This window comes from Halorubrum alkaliphilum (genome assembly GCF_017873815.1).
Lineage (GTDB): Archaea > Halobacteriota > Halobacteria > Halobacteriales > Haloferacaceae > Halorubrum > Halorubrum alkaliphilum.
Map to the genome: position 1 here is coordinate 173,714 of NZ_JAGGKQ010000001.1, position 17,385 is coordinate 191,098.

Sequence of the window (17,385 nt, forward strand, 5' to 3'; positions counted from 1 at the left end):
ACCGGTTTCGATCCGACGCTCGGTCCCGTCGCGGACGCGTTCGCGGACGGCGACCGCTGATGCCCGGCGCTCGCGTAGGGTTCGCGGTTTGTTTATAAACGTCCGGAATCGGGTCGTGTACCAGTTATAAACCGATCCCGTCCGACGGATCCACACCACCACACTCACCCCGCCCCAGACGGGGCCTCCCGTCCCACTCCCGCAACTCTTATGTACAGATGAGTCCATTAGTGTACAGTAATGGAGGACACAGCGGAGTTGGCCCCGGCGGTCCGGTCGATCCTGTCCGCCGCACGCGACCGCGCGGCCGAGGGTCGGTCGGGAACCGTCTCAGTCGAGGGCGCGCGCGACCTGCCCGCCGCCTTCGAGGCGGCCGAGGCGGACGGGCGCGTCCCGGTGATCGCGGAGGTAAAGCCGACCAGTCCGACGACCGAGGGAACCCGCGAGGACGACCCGGTCGCGCTCGCGGAGTCGATGGTCGCGGGCGGGGCGGCGGCGCTCTCGGTGCTCACGGAGCCGGCACACTTCGGCGGAAGTGTCGAGACCCTCGAACGGGTCCGTGCGGCGGTCGACGTACCGGTCCTCCGAAAGGACTTCGTCGTCGACGAGTCACAGCTCGACGCGGTCGAGAGCGACGTCGTCCTGCTGATCGCGCGGTTCGTCGGCGACGACCTCCCGGAGCTGCTCGCGGCCGCGCGCGACCGCGGCTTCCAAGTCCTCGTTGAGGTCCACGACCGGGAGGAGCTCGCCGCCGCACTCGACGCGGGCGCGACGATCATCGGCGTGAACAACCGCGATCTGGCGGAGCTCGAAGTCGACCTCGCGACCTTCGAGTCGGTCGCACCCGAGGTGCCCGACGATGTCACGCTGATAGCCGAGAGCGGGATCGGATCGCCCGCGGACGTCCGCCGGATGCGTGCGGCGGGCGCGGACGCGCTGTTGATCGGGAGTGCCATCATGGACGGAGACGTGGAGGCGAACACGCGGACACTTACCGGCGAGCACACCACACCACAATGAGCGAGACGGAATCCACGACGACCGACGCGAGCGAGACGACGAGACCGGGCCGCGAGCGCGGCCGCGAAGACGGAAAATTCGGCCGCTACGGCGGCCAGTACGTCCCGGAAGCGCTGATGCCGGCCATCGAGGAGCTGACCGACGCCTACGAGCGCTACGTCCTCGGCAACGAGAACGGGTTCATGGACGAGTTCCGTGAGCGACTCGCCGACTTCGGCGGTCGTCCGACCCCGCTTCAGCGGGCCGACCGACTCTCGGAGCGCTACGACCGTGAGATCTACCTCAAACGCGAGGACCTGCTTCACGGCGGCGCACACAAGTTGAACAACGCCCTCGGGCAGGTCCTTCTGGCGAAGTACATGGGGAAAGAGCGGATCATCGCGGAGACGGGCGCCGGGCAACACGGTACCGCGACCGCGATGGCGGCCGCGCACCTCGACATGCCCTGTACGATCTACATGGGCGAGCGCGACATCAACCGTCAGCGACCGAACGTCTTCCGGATGAAACTCAACGGCTCCGACGTGAAACCCGTCACCGCGGGCCGCGGCACGCTCAAGGAGGCCATCTCGGAGACGATGCGCGACTGGGCGGCGACGGTGGAGGACACCCACTACGTCATCGGGTCGATCGTGGGCCCGCACCCGTTCCCGGTGATGGTCCGGGACTTCCAGGCGGTTATCTCCGAGGAGGCCCGGAAGCAGTCGCTCGATCGGGTCGGGGAGCTTCCGACTGACGTGGTCGCCTGCGCGGGCGGCGGCTCGAACACGATGGGGACGTTCGCGGCGTTCGTCGACGACGAGTCGGTCGCCCTCCACGCCGTCGAGGCGGGCGGATCGACGCTGGAGGTCGACGAGGAGACCGGGGTCGCCCCCAACTCCGCCTCCCTATACACGGGCGAGGAGGGGGTGCTTCACGGCGCGCGCACGAAGCTGCTTCAGGACTCGGACGGACAGATCATGGAGAGCCACTCGATCTCCTCCGGACTCGACTACGCCGGGGTCGGACCCGAATTGGCGTACCTCGTCGACGAGGGGCGGGTGACCCCCGTCGCCGTCGACGACGACGCGGCCTTGGAGGGGTTCCATCGGCTCTCCTCGACGGAGGGGATCATCCCCGCGCTGGAGACCGCTCACGCCTTCGGCTATCTGGAGGAACACACCGAGGACCTCGGCGAACGAGTGATCGTGAACGTCTCCGGGCGGGGCGACAAGGACCTCGACGCCGCCATCGAGGAGACCGACAAACGCGACGTTCCGGGTGCGCCCGATATGTCGATGTTCACGGGGGGGATGTAGATGGCGGGCGAGACACCGGCGGCCGCCGAGTCGGCCGAGGAACGGACAGATGACCAGACCGGCAACAGCGAGGCCATCGCGGCCGCGTTCGCCGACGGCCCGGCGTACGTCCCGTACCTCGCAGTCGGGGACCCCGACTACGAGTCGTCTCTGGCGTACGTCGAGGCGCTCGACCGCGGCGGAGCCGATATCATCGAACTCGGGCTCCCCTTCTCGGAGCCCATCGCCGAGGGGTCAACGATTCAGGGAGCGATCGTCCGCGCGCTCGACGGGGGGATGACCCCCGACCGGTTCTTCGAGTTCGTCGAGGAGCTCGACGTTGACGCCCCGCTCGTCTGTATGACGTACTACAACCTGATCTATCAGTACGGGGCTGGCGAGGCGCGAAGCGCCTCGGACGCGAGCGGCCACGCCGCAAGCCACGACGGTCCCCGTGCCTTCGTCGAGCGGGCCGCCGAGGCCGGTCTGGAGGGGTTCGTCGTCCCTGATCTCCCGGCCGAGGAGGCCGACCCACTCCGGACTGCCTGTGACGAGTTCGGGCTGGATCTCGTCTTCATCGTCGCGCCGACGACCCGCGGCGACCGGCTCGAACGGATCATGAGCCGGGTTTCGGGGTACGTCTACGTCCAAGCACGGCTCGGCACCACCGGCGCGAAGACGGAGGTGTCGGACCGCACCGCGGAAAGTCTCGATCGGCTTCGCGAGTACGACGTTCCGAAGGCCGTCGGATTCGGGATCTCGTCGGGCGAGCACGCGGAGCGGATCGTCGCCGGCGGGGCCGACGGGATCATCGTCGGCTCCGCGCTCGTCGACATCGTCGCCGAGGGTGCCGAGAACGACGACCCCGTCGAGGAGGTCGCCGACCGACTGACGGCGCTCTCGCGGGAGCTGAAAGCGGGTGCCGAGCGCGGGTACGAGAGCCGGATCGGCACGCCGGAGTCGTGAGCGCCGGTGAACGCGACCGCCCCTCTCGACGCTTCGAACCAATACGTCCCCGAACGAAACCGATTTACCTCGGATTGACACACCTTCACACAACGAGCCATTCCACATGACAGCAGGACTCTCAGCACGACTCGACCGGATCTCGACGAACGACCGATACCTGATCGTCCCGATGGACCACGGGATCACGATGGGTGCCGTCAAGGGACTCGTCGACATCGAATCGACCATCGACGGGGTCACGCGCGGCGGGGCGGACGCCGTCCTCACACAGAAGGGGATCGCCGACCGAGTCCACGACAATAAGAACGGCGCGGGCTACATCGTCCACGTCAACGCCTCGACGACGATCGGCCCCGACGAGAACGACAAGCGGATGACCGCGACCGCGACGGAGGCCGTCCGCGCCGGCGCAGACGCCGTCTCGCTCCACATCAACGTCGGCTCGACGTACGAGCCGAAACAGATCGAGGACTTAGCGGGGTTGACGGACGACGCAAGCCGGCTCGGTCTCCCCGTGCTCGCGATGGCGTACGCCCGCGGCCCCGGCGTCGATAGCACGGACCCCGAGTCGCTCGGACACGCCGTCCGGCTGGCCGAAGAGCTGGGAGCAGATGTCGTAAAGACGGGCTACTCCGGCGACGGCGACTCCTTCGAGCGCGTCACGGAGTCAACCCGCCTCCCGGTCGTCATCGCCGGCGGATCGAAGGGGACCGACCGCGAGACGGTCGAGATGGTGCGGGGCGCGATGGACGGCGGCGCGGCCGGCGTCTCGATGGGGCGGTCGATCTTCCAACACGACGACCCGGAGGGGATCGCGAGTGCGGTGTCCGCGGTCGTTCACGACGACGCCGGCGTCGACGAGGCGCTCCGCGCCGGCGGCTTCGTCGAGGCGTAGCCGCAACCATCTCCCCCGTTCGTTCCGCAGTTTTCAAGCCCGCCCCGCGCGAGTCGATCAGTATGACACGTACGGTCTGGGTCAAAGCCGACGCCACGGTCGGGGACTGGGAGACACGAAAACGCCGGATCACGGCCGGGATCGAGGCTGGCGTCGACTGGGTGCTCGTCGACGAGGGAGACGTCGGACGCGTCAGGGAGCTCGGCGACGTCAACGTCGCGGCGTTTCTCGCCGACGCGGACGTCGTCGACGGCGATGACGGGAGCGCCGAGGCCGACGCCTACTTCGTCGGGAAGGACGGCGAGGGTGACGGCACGATCGACCTCCCGGAGGACTTCGCCGGCTCCGCGGACCTCACGACGCTCCGCCGGCGCGATGACCGCGCACAAGGAGCCTACGTCCGCGTGCTCGGGACCGAGTACGAGGCGTTCGCGGAGGAGGCCGCGGCGACCGCGGACTTCACCGTCATCGTCGGCGAGGACTGGTCTATCATCCCGCTGGAGAACCTCATCGCGCGGGTCGGCGAGGAGACCCACCTCGTCGCGGGCGCGACCACTGCCGCGGAGGCGCAAACTGCCTTCGAGACGCTGGAGATCGGTGCCGACGGCGTCCTCCTCGACACGGACTCACCCGACGAGATCCGCGGCGCGGTCGAGGCCCGCGACGCGGCCGATCGCGAGACGCTCGATCTGCGATACGCCGAGATCACTGCCGTCGAGCGAACGGGAATGGCCGACCGCGTCTGTATCGACACCGGGTCGCTGATGGACGGCGACGAGGGAATGCTGGTCGGCTCGATGTCCCGCGGGCTCTTCTTCGTCCACGCGGAGACTGCCGAGTCGCCGTACGTCGAGTCGCGTCCGTTCCGCGTGAATGCGGGTGCGGTCCACGCGTACGTTCGCAACCCCGAGGGCGGCACGAACTACCTCGCGGAGCTGTCGAGCGGCGACGAGGTACAGCTCGTCGACACCGCCGGCCACACCCGCGAGGCGATCGTCGGACGGGTGAAAATAGAGAAGCGGCCCATGTTCCGCATCGAGGCGGAGGTCGAGACGGACGACGGCATCGACCGCGTCGAGACGCTGATCCAGAACGCCGAGACGGTGAAGATCGCGACCGCAAGCGGTCGGACCGCGGTCACTGACCTCGACGCCGGTGACGAGGCGCTGATCTACTACGAGGACGTCGCGAGACACTTCGGTGAGGCCGTCGAGGAGAGCATCATCGAGAAGTGAGTCGGTGACGGCCGAGGGCCTCGTGTGACCCCTCGCTTCCGGTCCCGACAACTGTTAGCCGCTGCCGCTCGAAGGTACGGCCAACGATGACCACCATCGGCATCGTCGGCGCGGGCGCGGGTGCGGCCGCGGCGACGTACGTCCTCGACACGGCCGTCCCGGACGCGGAGATAACCGTCCTCGAGAAGTCGGGCGGGCTCTGCGGCCGGGCCGCAACCCGGCGTAACGACGACCGCGACCTGGTGTACGACTACGGCGCGAACTACCTCAAATCCGACGACGACCGCGTCGTCGAACTAGTCACGGAGACGCTGAGCGACGAGGGAATGGTCGACGCGACCGAGCCGATCCACACCTTCGAGGCGGACGGCGAGGTCGAACCCGGACGCGACGCGGACGATCACAAGTGGAGCTACCGGACGGGGTTGACCCAGATCGCGAAGCGGCTGTTCGGCGGCACCGACGCGGCGGTCCATCGTCGTACTCGCGTCGAGACGATCCGCCGGGAGGGTGGGGAGGAGGTCCGACGAGAGGCTAACGGAAAGACGAACGAGGGCTGGACCCTGATCGACACCGACGGGGAGGTGTGGGGGCCCTTCGACGTTCTCCTCTGTAACCCGCCCGCGCCACAGACGGCCGAGTTGCTCGCGGACGCCGAGTGGAAGTCGCCGGTCCGTGAGGAACTTCGGGCGGCCGCCGCCGACGTTCCCTACCGGAGCGTCTGGACCGCGGTGTTACACTACCCGTTCGAGATCGACCGGCCCTACTACGGGCTCGTGAACACCGACAAGGAGCACGCGGTCGGCTGGATCTCCCGCGAGGAGTGTAAGGCGGGTCACGTTCCCGGCGGGGAGTCCCTGCTCGTCGTTCAGGCGGGCGGGGAGTGGTCGACGGCCCACTACGACGACGACCCCGCAGACAACGTCGCGGAACTGGCGAGTCACGCGGCCGAGATCGTCGGCGATGAACGGCTTGCGGACCCGAACTGGACGGACCACCAGGGCTGGCGGTACGCGATCCCGGAAGGCGGCGTGAAACGTGGCCCGGTCGACTCGGCCGCTGACGAGGACTTCTACGTGCTCGGCGACTGGGTCGTCGGGGAGGGCCGTCTCCACGCCGCGCTCGCGAACGGACTCGACGTGGGCGAGCGGGTCGCTCACGGCATTTAAGCGGTCGAAAACGGGTTCGGGAGTGCGCCGACTACAGGTCGTACAGCTCGCCGTACTTCTCCTCGACGTACGCGAGGAACGCGTCCGCCGAGAACTCCTCGCCGGTCGCACGCGTCACGAGTTCGTTCGTCTCGTAGCGGGAGCCGTGTCGATGGACGTTTTCGCCGAGCCAGTCGTGGAGGTCATCGAAGTCGCCCTCGGCGATCGACGCTTCGAGGTCGTCGATCTCCGCCTCGGCGGTCGCGTACAGCTGGGCGGCCATCACCGAGCCGAGCGAGTAGGTTGGGAAGTAGCCGAAGTTACCGTGGCTCCAGTGGATGTCCTGAAGGCAGCCCTCACCGTCGCTTTCCGGGCGGATGCCGAGGTACTCCTCGTACTTGTCGTTCCACGTCTCGGGCACGTCCTCGACCGCGAGGTCGCCGCGGATCAGGTCGCGTTCGATCTCGAACCGGACGATGATGTGGAGGTGGTAGGTGAGTTCGTCGGCCTCGACGCGGATCAGGTTATCCTCGTACACCTGGTTGAACGCCTCGTAGGCGTCCTCGACGGTCGCATCCGTGGTGTCGGGGAAGTGCTCTTGAAAAACCGGGAGGAACTCCTCCCAGAACGCACGACTCCGGCCGACGTGGTTCTCCCAGAGTCGCGACTGCGACTCGTGGACGGAGAGGTCACGCGACTCGCCGAGCGGGGTCGCCCAGTGCTCCTGCGGGAGTCCGAGGTTGTACTGGGCGTGCCCGTACTCGTGAACCGTCGAGCCGACCGCGCCGAGCGGGTCGGACTCGTCGAACCGGGTCGTCACCCGGCAGTCGAACTGGTTCCCGGACGTAAAGGGGTGTGAGGAGACGTCGAGCCGGCCGCGGTCGAAGTCGTAATCGAGGAGTTCGAGCGCGTCGTGGGCGAGCGCCTCCTGGTCGTCCTCGGGGAAGTGGCCCTCGAAGGTGTCGACGGCGAGCTCGCGGTCCGACTCGCGGATCGCGTCGATCATCGGGACGAGCGTCTCGCGGAGTTCTTCCAGGATCGACTCCGCGCGCTCCATCGAGAGACACGGCTCGAACTCCTCGAACAGGACCTCGTAGGGGTCACGGTCGGGGTCGATGTGCTCGGCGTACTCGCGTTTGAGTTCGACGTGTTTCTCCAAATGCGGCGCGAACGATTCGAAGTCGTCCTCGGCTTTCGCCTCCTCCCACGCCTGTAACGCCTCCGAGCCGGCTTCGGATATCTCCTCGACGAGTTCGACGGGGACGGCATCGGCGCGCTCGTAGTCGCGGCGCACTTCCCGGACCACTGCGGCCTGCTCGTCGGTGAGGTCGGCGTCGTTGAGTTCGTCGAGGAGATCACCGGTCTCCTCGTCGGTGATCATGTCGTGACGGATCGACGAGATGGTCGAGAGCTGTTTCGACCGGGCCGGTGTGCCGCCTTCCGGCATCATCACCTGCTGATCCCATCCGAGGACGCCCGCGGCGCTCCCGAGGGTGTTCCAGCGGCGGACACGGTCGAGGAGGGCGTCGTATGCGTCCGGCGCATCGGACGCCGCTCCGTCGTCGGCTGTGGCTTCAGTCCCCATAGCGCACGGATCGGGCGCGTGCGACAAGAAGGAACCGGACGCGGAACCCGCCGCCGGGTCGCGTTCGGCCCACAATCGGGCCACACTCGGTTCGTCTCCGATATCGAACGCGACCTATTTCCGGCGGGCCGCCGAACTCCCGGCAACGAATGCCAGACGCCGACGACACCATTGACACCGACGACGACTTCATCGACTTGCGCTCGGACACCGTCACGACGCCGTTGGACGCGATGCGCGACGCCGCCCGCGACGCCGACGTCGGTGACGACGTGTACCGCGACGACCCGACCGTCACCGAGTTGGAGGCGGCCGCCGCGGAGGCCGTCGGCACGGAGGCCGCCCTCTACGTTCCCTCTGGGACGATGGCCAACCAAATCGCCGTCCACGTTCACACCGAGCCGGGCCAAGAGCTCCTCTTGGAGCGTGAATCGCATATCTACCGCTGGGAGCTCGCGGGTGCGGCAACGCTCTCCGGCGTTCAGACTCGGACCATCGACGCCGCCGACCGGTGTGTCCCCACGCCGGAAGCGGTCACCGAGGGGCTTGTTACGGAGGACCTCCACCGCCCCGGAACGGGGCTGCTCGCGCTGGAGAACACGCACAACTATCGCGGGGGCGTCGCGGTTCCGGTCGACCGGATCGAGGCCGCCGCCGCTGCCGCCGCAGACGGGGACGTGCCGGTCCACCTCGACGGCGCGCGCGTGTTCAACGCGGCGGTCGCGCTCGGGGTCGACGCGAGCGATGTCGTCGAGCCGGTCGACAGCGTCACGTTCTGTCTCTCGAAGGGGTTGGGCGCGCCCGTCGGCTCGATCCTCGCGGGCGACGAGACGTTCATCGAGGCCGCGCGGCGCGTCCGCAAGCTGTTCGGCGGCGGTATGCGGCAGGCCGGGATGATCGCCGCGCCCGGACTGTTAGCGCTGGAGAACGTCGACCGACTCGCCGAGGATCACGCGAATGCGGCCCGGCTCGCGAACGCGCTTGACGACCTCTCCGGCGTCGACGCACCCGAACCCGATACGAACATCGTCGTGGCACACACGGCCGACGCGGGGATCCCCGCCTCGGAGCTGGTGAGCGAGTGTAAGGAGGCCGGCGTCGGCTGTGTCGAGTTCGACGATTACACGACGCGGTTCACGACCCACCTCGACGTCGACGGCGACGATGTCGACGCGGCGGTAGACCGGATCGCGAACGTCGTCGACGGCGCGGCTCCCGTTGACGCTCGGCCGGACTGAACCGTCGTCCACGTCGCCCGGACCGATTAAGTCGCGGTCCACATCAGCCAGACGTTGTTCGTGGTCAAGAAGAGCCCGACGAGGGTCAACAACACCGGCGGAAAGTAGTAGAGCAGTCCGTCGCCCTCACGCGCGCCGTGAACGCTGATCCACAGCATGACGAGGTACACCGCGATCTTGAGGCCGACGAGGCCGGCCAGTCCGAACGCGTCGAGCGCGGCGACGACCACCGGATTCCCCTCCTCGATCTCGGGGACGTACCGGAGAAACGCGATCGTGGAGACGATGTCGCCGACCCCATAGGTGGTCGTCGCCGCGATCCACAGCGTGTAGAACTCGCGCGGGCGACGGAGATACGCGGGGTGGCGGCGTGAGCGGTCGCGAGAGCGGGACACGTCCGAGAGTGCGCCGGGGACATCCTCAACGTATCGGTCGCCGATTTCGGATCGTTTTATATATCGGAGTCGATGGATCGCGTATGGGCACGCCGCTGGAACCGCGGGAGGCGCAGGTCGATGAGGTCCTCGAGAGGCTTTATGAGGAGTATCCGGACTCCACTATCTCGCTGAACTACTCGAACCGACTGGAACTGCTGATCGCCGTGATCCTCTCGGCACAGTGTACCGACGAACGGGTGAACAAGGTGTGTGCCGATCTGTTCGAGACGTACGAGACGCCCGAAGAGTACGCGAACGCCCCCCAAGAGGAGATGGCAGAGGCCATCGACTCGATCACCTACTACAACAACAAGGCCTCGTATATCCGGTCCGCGTGTGCCGATATCGCCGAGAAACACGACGGCGAGGTCCCCGACACGATGTCGGACCTAACTGATCTGGCGGGCGTCGGCCGCAAAACCGCCAACGTCGTGCTCCAGCACGGCCACGACATCGTCGAGGGGATCGTCGTCGACACCCACGTCCAGCGGCTCACACGGCGGCTGGCGATCACGGAGGAGGAGAGCCCGAAGCGGATAGAGGAGGATCTGCTCGATATCGTCCCCGAGGAGGACTGGCAGCAGTTCACACATCTGATGATAGATCACGGGCGCGCGACGTGTACCGCGATCAACCCGGACTGTACCGACTGCGTGCTGGCCGATCTCTGTCCATCTACGAAGCCTGACGCCGATGTCGATCTGGCGAGCGGCGAGGAGTGGTGACTGCCAACGGAGCCCGTCCGTCGACGGAGGCTCGGAATCATTCGATCATATATTCGGGAATATTATTGTGTATTTGTTTTTATGCCGCTTTATAACCATTTATCATCCATATAATTCTGCTAGGGAGTATATAAAACCCCCAACGATCGGGGGATCCGACGCCATCCTTCCACGGACGTTAGAACCCGCTTCCGTTTTTATAGGGGTAGCAGGCGTATCCGTAAGTGGAGAGAGACACTATGTCCACGAAATCACGCAACGAGTTCGGCGGGGAGTTCGGTGGAGTAACGCTGCTAGGGAAGGCGCACTCGCTGTCGGCGCTGTTCATCGTCATGCTGCGGGGGCTCATCGGCGGGATGATCCTGTTCGCGGGCCTCGGCAAGTTCGCCGCCGTTCCGGGCGGCGAGGCGTTCGACGCGAGCGGGTACCTGGTCCACGGTGTCGACGCTGCGAGTCCCGTGAGCGGAATCTACGCCGCGATGGGACAGACGGCTTGGTTCGTTGAGATGGTCAACGTGATCGTCCCGGTGACGCAGGTGCTCATCGGTGTGGCGCTCATCGCCGGCGCGTTCGTCCGGCTGGCTGCCCTCGGCGGTGCCATGCAGATGATGATGTTCTACCTCGGCGGCTGGGAGGGCGAGTTCCTCGCCCTGTTCGACTCGACGCTCATCTACGCGTTCGTGTTCCTCACGGTCGCGGCGTTCGGTGCGGGTCGCATCCTCGGCCTCGACGGCTACATCGAGAACATCGAAGTGGGCGGTGAACCCCTCGTCGAGCGGTTCCCGATCGCTCGCTACCTCCTCGGCTAACGCCGGGAACGCGAGCGGTTGCGTTTCGACGTACCGAACACCCTCGACCCGTCTCGTTTTCGAATCGACGTGACGGTCCCTTTTCGATCGCTTCACCCCTCGGAGCGCCGGCTTCGACCGCGCCGCAACTCCGTCGAGCGGCAGCTATCCCTCGGAGTCGAGTCGGTTTCCCGTTTCAATTCATATAAGAACGCTCGGGGTGAACGACGGGTAATGGAACTCGGATCGCGGGAGGCGTTCACCCGGATGGGGACCCTCGGGATCGAGGAGGAGTTCTTCATCGTGGACGCCGACGGCCGTCCCACGTCGGGGACGGACGATCTCGTGTACGAGCGGCTTCCCCCGGAAGCCGTCCCCGACGGGTTCGACCACGAACTGTTCAAGTGTACGATCGAGACGCAGACGCCCCTGATCGAGGATCCGGACAGGGCGTCGACCGAACTCCGGGCGGTTCGTGAGGCGCTCGTCGAACACGCCAGCGAGAGCGGCTATCGGATCGCTGCGGCCGGGTTACACCCGGCCGCGCGATGGCGGGAGCTGGACCACGCGGAGAAGCCGCGTTATCGCTCCCAACTGGAGCGGATCCAGTACCCGCAACACCGGAACACGACGGCCGGGCTCCACGTCCACGTCGGCGTCGACGACGCGGATAAGGCCGTGTGGATCGCTAACCGGCTCCGGTGGCACTGCCCCGTGTTGCTGGCGCTATCGGTGAACTCCCCGTTCTGGAACGGGCACGACACGGGATTGGCCTCCGCCCGCGCCGTCGTCTTCGAGAACCTCCCGAACACCGGGATCCCGTCCGCCTTCGACGACTTCGCCGCCTTCGATCGGTTCGAACGCCGGATGGTCGACCACGGGTCGATCGACGACCGCGGCGAGATCTGGTTCGACGTCCGGCCCCACACGGGTCACGGAACCGTCGAGGTGCGTGCGCCCGACGCCCAGCGGAACCCGGAGTACACCCTCGCGTTGGTGGAGTACGTCCACGCGCTGGTCGTCGACCTCGCCGAGCGGTACGAGGACGGCGAGTCGCGATCGCTTCACAGACGCGAACTGCTCGACGAGAACAAGTGGAGCGCGGCACGACACGGGCACGATGCCACCTTCATCGATCGGAACGGCGAGGAAACGGTGGATCTCGGCGAGATCGTCGACCGCGTCTGTGACCGGTTGGGGATCGACGGGATCCGCGACGTATACGACGCGGAAAGCGGCAGTGCCCGACAACGACGGGTCCACGCCAAGGACGGGTTTGACGCGCTTCGCCGGGATCTCGTTTTGAACCCCTGAGTTCGGCAGCGTCGCGGCTCGGTTCGCTTTCCGTCGGAACCGAGACGACGAGAAACGCTTTTCCCCGCGGGGTGCCGACTCACGAGCATGACTACGGACGACACGCCGGAAGATGCTGGTGGGGAGGACACTCCCACCGAGCGAACCAAAGAGGAGCTTCGGAAGACGCGGGAGCGGCTCGGCGAGGGGGCTGACAAGGCGGTCAAGGGGTTCGACGACAACGTCGTCGACCTGCTGGCGTGGCTGCTCGACACCGAGACGCGCGCCCGGATATACGTCTACCTCCGTGAGCATCCCGAGAGCACCAGCGACGAGGTCGCCGACGGGACCGGCCTCTATCCGAGCACGGTTCGGGAGGCGCTGGCGGAGCTTCACGACGAGGAGACGGTCTCCCGTGGAAAACGCGAGGCCGACGGCGCGGGCAATAACCCCTACGAGTACGAGGCGATCGCGCCGAGCAAACTGGTTCGCGGCGTCGTCGGCGACGTACAGGCGGAGCTGAACACGGTGTTCAACCTCGACCGGCGGCTCGGCGGCGAGTCGACCGAGGGCGACGACGAGCCCGTCCAGATCTCCGTCGCCGGCAACGAGGACGATCACGGCGACGAGGGCCGGAGCGACGACGAGGACGAACGCGACGAACGAGAGCGGCGGGACGACGAGTGACGCGGCGCGGTTCGTGATGATTTAAGTCCCAGCCACGTAACGAACGGTCATGGACGTCGCGCTTGGCGGCACGTTCGATCCCGTTCACGACGGCCATCGTGCGCTGTTCGAACGGGCCTTCGAGTTGGGGGACGTGACCGTCGGACTGACATCCGACGAGCTCGCCCCGGAGACCCGCCACGTCGAACGATACGTCCGGTCGTTCACCGACCGGAAGCGTGATCTGGAGGCCGAACTCGCCCCCATCGCGGCGGCACACGACCGGGAGTACACCGTCAGAAAACTGGAGGAACCGACCGGGATCGCCGTCGAGCCACAGTTCAACGCGTTGATCGTCTCCCCGGAGACGAAGGACGGCGGCGATCGGATCAACGAGATCCGCGAGCGACGCGGCCACGACCCGCTCGACGTCGTCGTCGTCGACCACGTGCCCGCGGAGGACGGCGAACGCATCTCCTCGACTCGGATTGTCGCCGGTGAGATCGACGAACACGGCAATAGAACGCCCGAGCGTGAGGGACGAGGGGCGACCCGACCGGAATGACGGACCTCACGCGGGCGCTCGTCGGCGATCAAGGGTTCGAGCGGGCCGCCGTTTGGACCGCGGTCGGATTCGGCGTGACGCTCGCCGCGTTTCGCGGGGCAACCGTCATCGGCGGCCCCGATGCGCGCTGGGTCGCGGCCACCTGTACGATCGTGACCGCGCTCGGCGTCATCGGGTTCGCTCGCGTTGGCGGCGGGGTTCTCCCGTCGGTGCTTCTCGCGTACGGCCCGCTCGCCGCCGTCCTCTTCGAGACGGTCGGGCCGACGGTCTCGCTCGCGGCCGGCGGCGGCGTGGTGTTCGCACCCAACGCCGAAACCGTCGTGGGCGTCGCGTCGTCCGTGGCGGAGCCCCTCGCCGTCGCGGTCGCCGCCGCGGTCGCGGTCGGTGGAGCCGGCTACGTCGCCGGCCGTAGCCTCGGCGCGCTCGCGGGACCGACCGACAACGACGTCGACGACGCGCGATCGGGGGACAGAGACGCGCAGACGTCCGCCGGAGACGACGACTGAGACGGTGACGAGGCGATTATGAGCTCCACTCGTCGAGCGCCCCGTTCAACACCTTCGCGGCGACGAGCAGCGGGTCCCACACGGGGCTGAACGGCGGCGCGTACGCCAGATCGAGTCGCTCGAACTCCGCGGCCGTCATGCCGGACTCCAGCGCGGTCGCGAGAGTGTTTATCCGGACTGCCGCCCGGTCCGCACCGACGATGCTCCCGCCGATCAGGCGACCGGAGTCGCGGTCGGCGACGAGCGTCACGTCCGTCTCCGCTGCTCCCGGGTAGTAGCCCGAGCGGGAGCCCGCGGTCACGGTCTCCCGTACTGGGTCGAATCCCGCCTCGATCGCCGCCTCCTCGTCGAGCAGGCCGACCCGGCCACACTCCATGTCGAACGCGTTGACGACCGCGGTTCCGACTATCTCGCCGACCGGGGTCGGGGTCCCGGCGACGGTCGCGCCGATCGCGCGTCCGGCGCGGTTCGCCGTGAGACCGAGGGGACTCCACGCCGCCTCGCCGGTGACCGCGTGGATCGCGGTCGCACAGTCGCCCGCGGCGTACACGTCGGGGAGGCTCGTCCGACCGTGCTCGTCCGTCAGGATCGCGTCGGCCGGGCCGGTTTCGACGCCCGTTCCGTCGAGGAGTTCGACGTTCGGTCGGATCCCGACGCCGACGACCGCGAGATCCACCGGGAGCCGCTCCTCGCCGAACGCGACCGCCTCGATCCGGTCGTCTGCCGCGACGAGCTCATCGACCGGTGTCCCCGTGTGGACCGTGACACCCGTTGCTTCGAGTTCGGCCTCGACGCGGTCGCCAACCGTCTCCCCGAACGGCGGGAGGAGGTGACCCGAGCGCTGGAAGAGATGGACGTCGAGCCCGCGCCCGCGGAGCGCCTCGGCCATCTCGACGCCGACGTATCCCCCGCCGACGATGGCGGCCGTCTCGGGAGCCCGCCGGGCCGCGTTGTGATCGACGCGCTCGCGATCGACCGCCGACACGTCCGCCCTGTCCGGGTCGTACTCGTCCGGCTCCGCGATGTAGGCGTCGATGGCCGCGGCGGCGTCCATGTCGTGGAGTGTGAACGCCCCGTCGACCCCGAGGACATCGAACGGGCCGGTGGTCGCACGCCCGCCGGTAGCGACGAGGAGGGTCGAGTACGGCTGTGTGAAAGTGTCTCCGTCGGTCGTCTCGACCGCAACCTCCTCACGGTCCGGGTCGACGGCGACGACCTCGTGACCGCGTCGTAAGTCGATACCACGTTCGGAAACCTCGCTCGGCGACAACGAGAGGAGATCCGACATGCGCTCGACGCGTCCCTCGATGAAGTACGGCATTCCGCAGTACGCAAACGAGATCCACCGACCTTTCTCGAAGACGACAACATCGCGGTCGGGTGCTTCCCGCCGAAACTTACTGGCTGCGCTCAGCCCGGCAGCGTCCGCACCGACGACGACGAAGGGGTCGCTCATGCTCGTACCGTCGCCAAGGGATGATAAAAAGACACGGCCGTCGTGTGATCGCGGCGCGTCGGCGCTACGACGAACCGTTCCCGCCCTCGGTTCCGCCCTCGACGCCGAGCGCGTCGAACAGCTTTCGCCGGACGGCCTCCTCGGTGAGGTGTAAGAGCGTATCCCGGTTCCCCTCGTTCGCCTCGATACCGGTGAAGATGCCGAGCGGTATCTCGACGGAGCCCTGCGTGGAGTGTCCCGCGGCGTCGCCCATCTCCGCGAACGCCTCCTGAAGGACGTTGCCGATGTTGAGTCGGATGTCCTTCGAGCGCGTCGCGAGATAGATGTGGTCGTCAGCGATGCCGAGGACGGCCGTCGTCGTGATCCCCTCGAGATTGAGGAGGTGTTGGGCCGCCTGCGCAAGCGCCTCCCGGTCGCGGATGAACCCGGCCGTCGAGAACAGGTGGCTTCCCTGGACCTGCCGGTTCTGGATCGCCTCCGCGAGCACGTCGAGCGTCTCCGGGCTCATCGACGGCGACTCCACCTGTTCGAGGGTGTCGTGGTTCGCGAACGGATGGAGGTACGCGGCCGCCGTCAGATCGGCGGGCGTGGTGTCGCGTTTGAAATCCAGCGTCTCAGCACGGATACCGTATAAGAGGGCCGTTGCGACCGCCTCGGTCGGCGACTGGTCGAACTCCTGGAGGTACTTCGTCAGGATCGTCGACGTCGAGGAGACGTTGGTCCGCACGTCGACGAACCGGGCGTCCGGCGGCGCGTCCGACTCCAGATGGTCGATGTAGACGTCGATCCCCGTCTCGGGGTCCACGTCGTCCTCGGCGGACTTCGCGAGGTCGACGGCGGCGACCGTCTCGTACTCCGACAGCGGCGGCGCGTCCGCCCGCGCGAGCAGATCGATCCCGAGGAGGTTGACGAACGCGCGGTTCTCCTGATGCCCCACGTCGCCCGAGTAGAGGATGTCCGCTTCGACCCCGAACGCGTCCGCGATCGCTTGGAGCGCTGTCGCGGAGGCGATCGAGTCCGGCTCGGGGTTGTCGTGGGTGAGGATCGCCATCCGCCCGCCGCCCTCCTCGATGATCTCCGCGAGCTGTCGGGCCATGTACTCCAGCTCGCCGGTTTCGAGCGACTGGAGCGCGCTGTCGGCGATCACCGTCGAGGGATTGATCACGACGTCCGCGCCGCGCTCGCGCAGTTCGTCCTCGCTGACGGGGTCCGAGGCGCGAACGACCACGTACTGGTCGCCGTCGACCTCGCGGATGGCGGAGACGGCCGCCTTGTTCGCCTCGACATCCGATGCGAGGATCAACACGATGTCCCGGTCGGCGACCGCCTCGACGACATCGGGGTCCGCGATGTCTTGGACGCGGGCGTTGAGATCCTGATCGCGGAGCGCTTCGACGCGGCTGTCGTCCCGATCGAGGATGAGCACGTCCTTACCGCGGTCCGACAGCGACTCCGCGACCGCGTGCCCGACGCTCCCGCAGCCGAGGATCGCGTACCGCGTTCGTGCCGAACCGGATGTGCCACTCATTACGTCTGATTTCCGTGGGACGACACTTAACGAGTGTGCTCTTCCCGCGGGCAC

At 67.3% G+C, this 17,385-nt stretch carries 17 protein-coding genes; 13 read left to right on the top strand and 4 right to left on the bottom strand.

Annotated elements, in window-relative coordinates; all coding sequences use genetic code 11:
* Positions 1-240: 240 nt before the first annotated feature.
* The 6 genes from trpC to J2751_RS00880 all read left to right on the top strand — a co-directional run bounded on the left by trpC (position 241) and on the right by J2751_RS00880 (position 6,565).
* Complete coding sequence (gene trpC, locus J2751_RS00855; protein WP_209482568.1) at positions 241-1,020, top strand: indole-3-glycerol phosphate synthase; 780 nt, start codon at positions 241-243, stop codon at positions 1,018-1,020.
* Positions 1,017-2,318 carry a tryptophan synthase subunit beta gene (gene trpB, locus J2751_RS00860; protein ID WP_209482569.1) on the top strand — a complete coding sequence of 434 codons (1,302 nt, stop codon included), beginning with the start codon at positions 1,017-1,019 and terminating at the stop codon, positions 2,316-2,318. Before trpC ends, trpB begins: the two co-directional genes overlap by 4 nt.
* Entirely contained in the window at positions 2,319-3,263 is a 945-nt protein-coding gene (trpA, locus tag J2751_RS00865; protein WP_209482570.1) for a tryptophan synthase subunit alpha, read from the top strand.
* A 106-nt stretch (positions 3,264-3,369) separates the two neighbouring features.
* Positions 3,370-4,161 carry a 2-amino-3,7-dideoxy-D-threo-hept-6-ulosonate synthase gene (locus tag J2751_RS00870; protein ID WP_209482571.1) on the top strand — a complete coding sequence of 264 codons (792 nt, stop codon included), beginning with the start codon at positions 3,370-3,372 and terminating at the stop codon, positions 4,159-4,161.
* A gap of 62 nt (positions 4,162-4,223) precedes the next feature.
* Positions 4,224-5,396, top strand: a complete 1,173-nt coding sequence (locus J2751_RS00875) for a 3-dehydroquinate synthase II (RefSeq protein ID WP_209482572.1) — start codon at positions 4,224-4,226, stop codon at positions 5,394-5,396.
* A gap of 86 nt (positions 5,397-5,482) precedes the next feature.
* Positions 5,483-6,565, top strand: coding sequence for an NAD(P)/FAD-dependent oxidoreductase (locus J2751_RS00880; RefSeq protein WP_209482573.1), 1,083 nt, complete (start codon positions 5,483-5,485; stop codon positions 6,563-6,565).
* Positions 6,566-6,596: 31 nt separating this feature from the next.
* Here the strand turns inward: J2751_RS00880 and J2751_RS00885 are convergent, their stop codons facing one another.
* The gene (locus J2751_RS00885) at positions 6,597-8,129 is read right to left on the bottom strand and encodes a carboxypeptidase M32 (protein WP_209482574.1); all 1,533 of its coding nucleotides are present in this window, start codon (positions 8,127-8,129) and stop codon (positions 6,597-6,599) included.
* 149 nt (positions 8,130-8,278) lie between these two features.
* Here J2751_RS00885 and J2751_RS00890 point away from each other — a divergent pair, with 149 nt between their 5' ends.
* Positions 8,279-9,367 carry a threonine aldolase family protein gene (locus tag J2751_RS00890; RefSeq protein ID WP_209482575.1) on the top strand — a complete coding sequence of 363 codons (1,089 nt, stop codon included), beginning with the start codon at positions 8,279-8,281 and terminating at the stop codon, positions 9,365-9,367.
* A 26-nt stretch (positions 9,368-9,393) separates the two neighbouring features.
* On the opposite strand, the gene J2751_RS00895 is transcribed toward J2751_RS00890, so the two are convergent.
* On the bottom strand, positions 9,394-9,762 hold the full coding sequence (locus J2751_RS00895) for a hypothetical protein (RefSeq protein ID WP_209482576.1): 369 nt from the start codon (positions 9,760-9,762) through the stop codon (positions 9,394-9,396).
* 83 nt (positions 9,763-9,845) lie between these two features.
* Between J2751_RS00895 and nth the strand changes: the two genes are divergently transcribed.
* From nth to J2751_RS00925, 6 genes are all read left to right on the top strand, one after another.
* Positions 9,846-10,529: an endonuclease III gene (gene nth, locus J2751_RS00900; RefSeq protein WP_209482577.1), complete on the top strand. Its 684-nt coding sequence runs from the start codon at positions 9,846-9,848 to the stop codon at positions 10,527-10,529.
* Positions 10,530-10,768: 239 nt separating this feature from the next.
* Positions 10,769-11,338, top strand: coding sequence for a DoxX family protein (locus J2751_RS00905; RefSeq protein WP_209482578.1), 570 nt, complete (start codon positions 10,769-10,771; stop codon positions 11,336-11,338).
* A 213-nt stretch (positions 11,339-11,551) separates the two neighbouring features.
* On the top strand, positions 11,552-12,631 hold the full coding sequence (locus J2751_RS00910) for a glutamate--cysteine ligase (protein WP_209482579.1): 1,080 nt from the start codon (positions 11,552-11,554) through the stop codon (positions 12,629-12,631).
* An 87-nt stretch (positions 12,632-12,718) separates the two neighbouring features.
* Complete coding sequence (locus tag J2751_RS00915; RefSeq protein WP_209482580.1) at positions 12,719-13,297, top strand: winged helix-turn-helix domain-containing protein; 579 nt, start codon at positions 12,719-12,721, stop codon at positions 13,295-13,297.
* A 49-nt stretch (positions 13,298-13,346) separates the two neighbouring features.
* Positions 13,347-13,841 (top strand): phosphopantetheine adenylyltransferase, encoded by a 495-nt coding sequence (locus tag J2751_RS00920; RefSeq protein WP_209482581.1) that lies wholly within the window; start codon positions 13,347-13,349, stop codon positions 13,839-13,841.
* Positions 13,838-14,347 carry a hypothetical protein gene (locus tag J2751_RS00925; protein ID WP_209482582.1) on the top strand — a complete coding sequence of 170 codons (510 nt, stop codon included), beginning with the start codon at positions 13,838-13,840 and terminating at the stop codon, positions 14,345-14,347. Before J2751_RS00920 ends, J2751_RS00925 begins: the two co-directional genes overlap by 4 nt.
* A 16-nt stretch (positions 14,348-14,363) precedes the next feature.
* Here the strand turns inward: J2751_RS00925 and J2751_RS00930 are convergent, their stop codons facing one another.
* Both J2751_RS00930 and J2751_RS00935 read right to left on the bottom strand, forming a co-directional pair.
* On the bottom strand, positions 14,364-15,803 hold the full coding sequence (locus J2751_RS00930; RefSeq protein WP_209482583.1) for an FAD-dependent oxidoreductase: 1,440 nt from the start codon (positions 15,801-15,803) through the stop codon (positions 14,364-14,366).
* 64 nt (positions 15,804-15,867) lie between these two features.
* Positions 15,868-17,331, bottom strand: a complete 1,464-nt coding sequence (locus tag J2751_RS00935) for a DHH family phosphoesterase (protein ID WP_209482584.1) — start codon at positions 17,329-17,331, stop codon at positions 15,868-15,870.
* Positions 17,332-17,385 lie beyond the last annotated feature (54 nt).

Coding starts and splice junctions, on each gene's coding strand:
- trpC (WP_209482568.1), top strand. CDS start 241: ATGGAGGACACAGCGGAGTTGGCCCCGGCGGTCCGGTCGATCCTGTCC.
- trpB (WP_209482569.1), top strand. CDS start 1,017: ATGAGCGAGACGGAATCCACGACGACCGACGCGAGCGAGACGACGAGA.
- trpA (WP_209482570.1), top strand. CDS start 2,319: ATGGCGGGCGAGACACCGGCGGCCGCCGAGTCGGCCGAGGAACGGACA.
- J2751_RS00870 (WP_209482571.1), top strand. CDS start 3,370: ATGACAGCAGGACTCTCAGCACGACTCGACCGGATCTCGACGAACGAC.
- J2751_RS00875 (WP_209482572.1), top strand. CDS start 4,224: ATGACACGTACGGTCTGGGTCAAAGCCGACGCCACGGTCGGGGACTGG.
- J2751_RS00880 (WP_209482573.1), top strand. CDS start 5,483: ATGACCACCATCGGCATCGTCGGCGCGGGCGCGGGTGCGGCCGCGGCG.
- J2751_RS00885 (WP_209482574.1), bottom strand. CDS start 8,129: ATGGGGACTGAAGCCACAGCCGACGACGGAGCGGCGTCCGATGCGCCG.
- J2751_RS00890 (WP_209482575.1), top strand. CDS start 8,279: ATGCCAGACGCCGACGACACCATTGACACCGACGACGACTTCATCGAC.
- nth (WP_209482577.1), top strand. CDS start 9,846: ATGGGCACGCCGCTGGAACCGCGGGAGGCGCAGGTCGATGAGGTCCTC.
- J2751_RS00905 (WP_209482578.1), top strand. CDS start 10,769: ATGTCCACGAAATCACGCAACGAGTTCGGCGGGGAGTTCGGTGGAGTA.
- J2751_RS00910 (WP_209482579.1), top strand. CDS start 11,552: ATGGAACTCGGATCGCGGGAGGCGTTCACCCGGATGGGGACCCTCGGG.
- J2751_RS00915 (WP_209482580.1), top strand. CDS start 12,719: ATGACTACGGACGACACGCCGGAAGATGCTGGTGGGGAGGACACTCCC.
- J2751_RS00920 (WP_209482581.1), top strand. CDS start 13,347: ATGGACGTCGCGCTTGGCGGCACGTTCGATCCCGTTCACGACGGCCAT.
- J2751_RS00925 (WP_209482582.1), top strand. CDS start 13,838: ATGACGGACCTCACGCGGGCGCTCGTCGGCGATCAAGGGTTCGAGCGG.
- J2751_RS00930 (WP_209482583.1), bottom strand. CDS start 15,803: ATGAGCGACCCCTTCGTCGTCGTCGGTGCGGACGCTGCCGGGCTGAGC.
- J2751_RS00935 (WP_209482584.1), bottom strand. CDS start 17,331: ATGAGTGGCACATCCGGTTCGGCACGAACGCGGTACGCGATCCTCGGC.